Raw genomic sequence first — 7,478 nt, forward strand, 5'->3', positions numbered from 1 at the left:
GGTCACCGCCTCTTGAGCCGCCGGCCATGTGCCGCCAATGCGTCGCTTTTGCGGCTCCGGCGTTGCGGCGCGAATTCCGGCTGACCGCAAATCTTCGCGTACGCGTACGCGCGCGCACGAAAGTTGGCGCTGGGGCCTTCCGGGTGCTAACCATGGACCCCACATAAGCGTCCGATTCTCACGGCTAAATCCCTCCCTTGACCGACGAAAACACCAACCCGCCGGCCGATCGGCCCGCGGGCGCGCCCGGAAATCCGATTGGCGGGGGCATCGCCCCGATCGCCATCGAGGACGAGCTGAAGCGCTCGTACCTCGACTACGCCATGAGCGTGATCGTCAGCCGCGCCCTGCCGGACGTGCGCGACGGCCTGAAGCCGGTGCACCGGCGCATCCTGTTCTCGATGAACGAGCAGGGGCACACGCCCGAGCGCTCCTACGTCAAATCCGCCCGCGTGGTCGGTGACGTGATGGGCAAATACCACCCGCACGGGGACCTGGCGATCTACGACACCCTGGTGCGAATGGCCCAGCCGTTCTCCATGGGGCTGCTGCTGATCGACGGCCAGGGCAACTTCGGCTCAGTGGATAACGATCCGCCGGCCGCCATGCGCTACACCGAGTGCCGGCTGACCAAGGCCGCCATGTCGATCCTGGCCGACCTCGACAAGGAAACCGTCGACTTCAAGGACAACTACGACGGCTCCGAGCACGAGCCGGTGGTGATGCCCAGCCGGGTGCCGAACCTGCTGGTCAATGGCGCGGGCGGCATCGCCGTCGGCATGGCCACCAACATCCCACCGCACAATCTGGGCGAGGTGGTGGACGCCTGCCTGGCCTATGTCGACGACCCGGACGTCAGCCTCGAGACCCTGCTGGACATCGTCCCTGGCCCGGATTTCCCGACCGGCGGCCAGATCATCGGCCGAACGGCCGCCCGCACCGCGCTGATGACCGGCCGCGGCTCGGTGATCATGCGCGGCGTGGCCTCGGTCGAGGAGATCCGCAAGGAGCGGGAGGCGATCGTCATCCACTCCATCCCCTACCAGGTGAACAAGGCCGCGCTGGTGGAGCGCATCGCCGAGCTGGTGCGGGAGAAGCGGGTCGAGGGCGTCGCCGACCTGCGCGACGAGAGCGACCGCCAAGGCATGCGCATCGTCATCGAGATGAAGCGCGACGCCCCGGCCGACGTGATCCTGAACCAACTCTACCGCTTCACGCCGCTACAGACCTCCTTCGGGGTCAACATGCTGGCGCTGAACCGCGGGCGGCCCGAGCAGATGGGCCTGCGCGAGATGGTCACCGCCTTCGTGGACTTCCGCGAAGAGGTCGTCGTCCGGCGCACCAAGTTTGAACTCAGCAAGTCGCGCGACCGCGGCCACGTGCTGGTTGGCCTGGCCATCGCCGTCGCCAACATCGATGAGTTCATCCACATCATCCGCTCGTCCAAGGACCCGGCCGAGGCGCGCGAACGGCTGATCGCCAGGGACTGGCCCGCCGCCGACATGCTGCCGCTCGTCGAGCTGATCGCCGACCCGCGCACCCTGGTGATCGACGGAAACAAGATCCGCCTTTCCGACGAGCAGGCCCGCGCCATCCTGGCGCTCACCCTGTCGCGCCTGACCGGCCTCGGCCGCGACGAGATCTTCGGCGAGGCGCGCGAGCTGGCCACCGCCATCCAGGGCTATCTCGATATCCTGTCCTCCCGCGAACGGGTCATGGCCATCGTGCGCGAAGAGCTGGTGGAGGTGAGGGAAGCCTTCGCCGTGCCGCGCCGCACCGAGATTGTCGAAGGCGACGCCGACGTCGAGGACGAGGACCTGATCGCGCGTGAGGACATGGTCATCACCGTGACCCACGGCGGCTATGTGAAGCGCACCCCGCTCAGCATCTACCGGACCCAACACCGGGGCGGCAAAGGCCGCTCGGGCATGTCCACCAAGGATGAGGATGCGGTGACCCGCGTCTTCTCGGCCAACACCCACACCCCGGTGCTGTTCTTCTCGTCCGGTGGCAAGGCCTACAAGCTGAAGGTCTGGCGCCTGCCGATCGGCACGCCGACCTCGCGCGGCAAGGCCTGGGTGAACCTGCTGCCGATCGAACCCGGCGAAAGCATCACCTCGATCCTGCCGCTGCCGGAGGACGAGGCGAGCTGGGACCAGTACGACGTGATGTTCGCCACCAAGTCCGGTGGCGTCCGCCGCAACAAGCTCTCCGATTTCGTCGACGTGCGCCGCAACGGCAAGATCGCCATGAAGCTGGACGAGGGCGACCAGATCATCGGCGTGGGCGTCTGCAATGCCGGCGTCAACGACATCCTGCTGACCACCGCGCTCGGCCGCTGCATTCGCTTCGCCACAGAAGAGGTGCGGGTGTTCGCCGGGCGCGATTCCACCGGCGTGCGCGGCGTGCGCCTGGCCGATGGCGACAGCGTGATCTCCATGGCCATCCTGCGCTCGGTGCAGGCCACGCCGGCCGAACGGGCCGCCTATATGAAGCACGCCACCGCCATGCGCGCGGCGGCGAGCGGCGAGGCGGGCGAGGGCGATGAGGCGCCGGCCCCCGAGGAGGAGGATCTCGACGCCGACGGCGAGGCCGTGACCCTTTCCGTCGAGCGGATCGCCGAGCTGGGCGCCGCCGAGGAATTTATCCTCACGGTCTCCACCGAAGGCTACGGCAAGCGCTCGTCCGCCTACGACTTCCGGCGCACCGGCCGGGGCGGCCAGGGCCTGCTGGCCCAGGATCTGAGCAAGCGCGGCGGCCGCCTGGCGGCTTCGTTCCCGGTGGAGGACCCCGATCAGATCCTGCTGGTCACCGACCAGGGCCAGTTGATCCGCACGCCGGTCAGCCAGGTCCGTATCGCCAGCCGCAACACCCAGGGGGTGATTATCTTCCGCACCTCCGAAGAGGAGCATGTGGTCTCGGTCGAACGCTTGGCCGACACCGGCGAGGACGAGGCGCAGGACGAAGGCGAGGGCCAGCCCGAAGGCGGGGCGGAGGGCGGCGACGACGCTCCGGACACGCCCGAAACCTGATCGCGGCTAAGTTTCCCCTTGCCAGAAACCCGCGCGGCGGCGAAAGGCGAAGGTCAGGTTGTTGGGGGACAAGCCGCATGACCCGCATCGGGCTGTATCCGGGCACGTTCGATCCCATCCACAACGGCCACATGGACCTGATCGGCCGCGCCGTGAAGCTGGTCGACAAGCTGATCCTGGGCATCGCCATCAACGCCGGCAAGGGCCCCATGTTCTCGCTCGATGAGCGGGTGGCCATGGCCGAAGAGGCGGTCGAGCCCCTGCGCAATCGCGCCGAGATCGTCGTCCAGCCCTTCGAGGGCCTGACCATGCACTTCGCCCGCGAGGTCGGCGCCCAGGTGATCGTGCGCGGTCTGCGCGCCGTGGCCGACTTCGAGTTCGAATTCCAGATGACCGCCATGAACCAGCAGCTCGACCGCGAGATCGAGACCGTGTTCCTGATGGCCGATCCGCGCCACCAGGCGATCGCGTCCAAGCTGATCAAGGAGATCGCCCAGCTTGGCGGCGACGTGACCAAGTTCGTCAGCGCCCCAGTCAAGGATCGCCTGCTGGCCAAGGTCGGCCGCGGCTGAGCCCGCCGGCTGGCGTCCGCAACCCGAGCCCGCTACGAGTGAATCCATGAAACGCATCCTCATCACGGCCGCCTGCGCCGTTGCTCTCGCGGCCGGGGCGCTCGCCGCCGGCGCTTCCGCCGCCTCGAAGAAGGCCGCCGCTCCGGTGGTCCCGCCCAAGCCCGCGGCGCCGGCCGCGCCCGGTCCGTCCGACTGGCGCACGCCCGACCCGAATGACATCCTGGTGATCGACACCAACAAGGGCCGCATCATCGTCGAGCTGACCCCGGCAATCGCGCCTCAGAACGCCGCCCAGATCCGCGCCCTGGCGCATGAAGGCTTCTATGACGGCCTGCGGTTCTTCCGGGTGATCGACAAGTTCATGGCCCAGACGGGCGATCCGCAGAACAACGGTCAGGGCGGCTCGTCCAAGCCCAACACGCCTGCCGAATTCACTTTCCGCCGTGGCGCCGACCTGCCGTTCGTCATGGCCGCCGACCAGACCGTGGCCGAGGTGGGTTTCATCAAGTCCATGCCGGTGACCAGCCAGTCCATGGCGCTGTCGGCCATGACCAAGGACCAGAAGGTCACCGCCTGGGGCCTCTATTGCCCCGGCGTGGTCGGCATCGCGCGAGACGAAAACCCCGACAGCGGCAACAGCCAGTTCTTCCTGATGCGCCAGGCCTATCCGTCACTGGAGAAGCGCTACACCGCCATCGGCCGGGTGATCGCCGGTGAGGACGTGGTCAGGGCCATCAAGACCGGGGAACCGGTCGAGCAGCCGCAGGACTATATGGAACACGTCCACGTCCTGGCCGACATGCCCGAGGCCACCCGCCCCAAGATCCGGGTGATCGACGACAAGAGCCCCTGGTTCAAGGCCGAGATCGAGTACGTGCGCGCCGCCAAGGGCGCCGATTTCACAGCCTGCGATATCGACATTCCTGTTGAGGTGAAGTGATGGACCCGGAAAATACCCTCCTGCTGGAGCTCTCCACCGGACCGGTGACGATCAAACTGCGGCCCGACCTCGCGCCCCAGCACGTCGCCAGGATCAAGGAGCTGGCCCGCGAGGGCTTCTACGACGGCGTGGTCTTCCACCGGGTGATCCCGGGCTTCATGGCCCAGGGCGGCGATCCGACCGGCACCGGCATGGGCGGCTCGGACAAGCCGAACCTGCCCTCCGAGTTCAACGCCGAGCCGCACGTGCGCGGCGCCTGTTCCATGGCGCGCTCATCCAATCCAAACTCGGCCAACAGCCAGTTCTTCATCTGCTTCGATGACGCGACCTTCCTCGACCGCCAGTACACGGTCTGGGGCGAGGTGACCGAAGGCATGGAGAACGTCGACGCCCTGCCCAAGGGCGAGCCCCCGCGCGAGCCGGGCAAGATCGTCTCGGCCAAGGTCGCCGCCGACGCCTGACCCGGCGGCGCCTAGCGGGCGTTCGGCCAGAGCTTGGGATCGCCGCCCACCGGGCCGGTCCAGGCCAGGGTCGCGATCAGCGGATAGTGGTCGGAGCCAAGCCGCGGGCCGCGTTCCACCTTCACCGTGCGCCAGAGCGATCCCGCGTAAATGTGGTCGATCGGTATGAACGGCGGCCCCGGGAACGCCTGGCCGTGCAGCTGGGGGATCAGCGCCGGCCAGGTGGGCTGCAGGCGGTCGCGCCGCTCCAGGCCGAGCGCCCCATCGACGCCCTGCTGGCGAAACGACCATTGGGCGGAGTTGAAGTCGCCGGCCAGGATCGCGCGGTCATGGTCCTCCTGGTCGAGGATCAGGGTCAGGTGAAGGTCCTCGGCGCGCCGCTTGCGCGCCGGGATCGGCCAGTCGATATGCACGCCCAGCAGGTCGAAGGGCTTGCCGTCGAACCCATAGATCGACGGCCAGTTCAGGAAAAAGATCCGCCCAGCCAGCTCGTGGGCGTCCCAGGCGACGCGCTGGCGGATCGGCTTGTGGCGCAGGCCGATGATCGAGTTATTGGCCATGAAGGTGTGCAGGTTCGTGGTCGCGTCGATGGCCGTCTTGAGTGGCTCGCTGGGCTCGATCACCACGACGATGTCGGGGTCCTGCGCCGCGATCCAGCGCGCCACCGCCTGCGGGCTGCGGTTCCGCTCCCAGGCGTTGAACTCGATGAGCTTGATCTGGGGTTGGGGCCCGGAAGCGGTTGGCGGCGGAGAAGGGCGCCTCAGGTCAGGGGCGAGCAGCCCCAAGGCGGCGGCCAGCGCCACCAGCGACAGCGCCCGGATCGTCCAGCCACGCCACAGGCTGGGCGAGAACCAGGACAGGACAAAGGCCGCGGCCCCGCCCGCCAGCCAGGCCAGGGCGGGATGGGTCAGCAGGTCCAGCTTGGCGTTCCAGCGTCCCCCGTGGGCCCCCACCGCCGCGGCGGCGGCGATCAGAGCCAGCGCCCACGCCAAGGCCTCCAGGATCCAGCAAAGGACTCGCCACAGGCTGCGCATCGGGCCCGCTCCTAGCATCGGTCCAGCTTGACCGCGAGCGGAACCCATGCGCTTGACCCGCGGTCCATGCAGCTCGCCGACTTCGACTTCGAACTTCCCGATTCCGCGATCGCGCTGCGGCCCGCCAGCCCGCGGGACTCGGCGCGCCTGCTGGTGGTGGCGCCGGGCGCGCGCTGCGATGACGCCGACATGCGCGACCTGACCGTCCGTGACCTTCCGAATGAACTCAAGGCGGGCGACCTCCTGCTGCTGAACGATACGAAGGTGATCCCGGCGCGGTTGAAGGGCGTGCGCTATCGCGGCGACAGCCAGGTGGCCGTCGAAGCCACCCTGCACCGCAGGCTCGCCCCGCATCGCTGGACGGCCTTCATGCGCCCCGGCAAGCGGTTGGCCGAGGGCGACCGCATCGTCTTCGGCGAGACCCATGACCGCGCCTGCCTGCTGGGCGCGCTCGACGCCACCGTCACTGCCAAGGGCGAAGGCGGCGAGGTGACGCTCAGTTTCGACCTCTCCGGCCTGGACCTCGACGCCGCCATCGCCGAGCGGGGAGCCATGCCGCTGCCGCCCTACATCGCCGCCCGGCGCGCCGAGGACGAGCGGGACCGGGCCGACTACCAGACCGTCTATGCCGCCGAGGACGGCTCGGTGGCCGCGCCCACGGCGGGCCTGCACTTCACGCCGCAGCTGTTCGCGGCCTTGGAGGCGAGGGGCGTCACGACCGCCTTCGTGACCCTGCACGTCGGCGCCGGCACCTTCCTGCCGGTGAAGACCGAGGATGTCGCCCAGCACCGCATGCATCCCGAGTGGGGCGAGCTCGACGCGGCTACGGCCGAGCGCCTGAACGCGGTGCGCCGCGCCGGCGGGCGGATCGTCTGTGTCGGCACCACCTCGCTGCGCCTGCTGGAATCGGCGAGCGGCGAAGACGGCGTCGTGCGCCCGTTCATGGCCGAGACCGCGATCTTCATCACGCCGGGCTACCGCTTCCGCGCCGCCGACGGGTTGATGACCAACTTCCACCTGCCGCGCTCGACCCTGTTCATGCTGGTGAGCGCGTTTGCGGGCTTGGAGACCATGCGCGCCGCCTACGCCCACGCCATCGCCACCGGCTACCGCTTTTATTCCTACGGCGACGCCAGCCTGCTCTGGAGGGCGGCCTTATGGCGGCCTTCCCCTTCACGATCGCCGCCATCGACGGCAGGGCGCGCACCGGGATGCTGTCCACCCCGCGCGGCGAGATCCGCACACCGGCCTTCATGCCGGTGGGTACGGCCGGCACGGTGAAGGCGCTGACCGTAGAGCAGGTCGCCCGGAGCGACGCCGACATCCTGCTGGGCAACACCTACCACCTGATGCTGCGGCCCACGGCCGAGCGCGTCGCGCGGCTGGGCGGGCTGCACCGGTTCATGCGCTGGGAAAAGCCGATCCTGACCGATAGTGGC

Annotated in this window: 6 protein-coding genes and 1 pseudogene; 6 read left to right on the forward strand and 1 reads right to left on the reverse strand. The window is 68.7% G+C overall.

Going from position 1 to position 7,478, the window contains the following annotated elements; translation table 11 throughout:
• Nucleotides 1-257: 257 nt before the first annotated feature.
• From gyrA to VGL85_RS04630, 4 genes are all read left to right on the forward strand, one after another.
• Nucleotides 258-3,032 carry a DNA gyrase subunit A gene (gene gyrA, locus VGL85_RS04615; RefSeq protein ID WP_414695176.1) on the forward strand — a complete coding sequence of 925 codons (2,775 nt, stop codon included), beginning with the start codon at nucleotides 258-260 and terminating at the stop codon, nucleotides 3,030-3,032.
• Nucleotides 3,033-3,109: 77 nt separating this feature from the next.
• Nucleotides 3,110-3,604: a pantetheine-phosphate adenylyltransferase gene (gene coaD / locus VGL85_RS04620; protein ID WP_331586469.1), complete on the forward strand. Its 495-nt coding sequence runs from the start codon at nucleotides 3,110-3,112 to the stop codon at nucleotides 3,602-3,604.
• 46 nt (nucleotides 3,605-3,650) lie between these two features.
• Nucleotides 3,651-4,544 carry a peptidylprolyl isomerase gene (locus VGL85_RS04625; protein WP_331586471.1) on the forward strand — a complete coding sequence of 298 codons (894 nt, stop codon included), beginning with the start codon at nucleotides 3,651-3,653 and terminating at the stop codon, nucleotides 4,542-4,544.
• Complete coding sequence (locus tag VGL85_RS04630) at nucleotides 4,544-5,005, forward strand: peptidylprolyl isomerase (RefSeq protein WP_331586473.1); 462 nt, start codon at nucleotides 4,544-4,546, stop codon at nucleotides 5,003-5,005. Before VGL85_RS04625 ends, VGL85_RS04630 begins: the two co-directional genes overlap by 1 nt.
• A gap of 11 nt (nucleotides 5,006-5,016) precedes the next feature.
• On the opposite strand, the gene VGL85_RS04635 is transcribed toward VGL85_RS04630, so the two are convergent.
• Nucleotides 5,017-6,039, reverse strand: a complete 1,023-nt coding sequence (locus VGL85_RS04635; RefSeq protein ID WP_331586475.1) for an endonuclease/exonuclease/phosphatase family protein — start codon at nucleotides 6,037-6,039, stop codon at nucleotides 5,017-5,019.
• Nucleotides 6,040-6,105: 66 nt separating this feature from the next.
• Between VGL85_RS04635 and queA the strand changes: the two are divergent.
• A pseudogene (queA, locus tag VGL85_RS04640) lies at nucleotides 6,106-7,188 on the forward strand (tRNA preQ1(34) S-adenosylmethionine ribosyltransferase-isomerase QueA); the annotation flags it as partial.
• Nucleotides 7,189-7,196: 8 nt separating this feature from the next.
• On the forward strand, nucleotides 7,197-7,478 hold a 282-nt coding region (locus tag VGL85_RS04645; protein WP_331586477.1), incomplete at its 3' end, for a tRNA-guanine transglycosylase.

The sequence above is a fragment of the Phenylobacterium sp. genome (genome assembly GCF_036501465.1).
GTDB lineage: Bacteria > Pseudomonadota > Alphaproteobacteria > Caulobacterales > Caulobacteraceae > Phenylobacterium.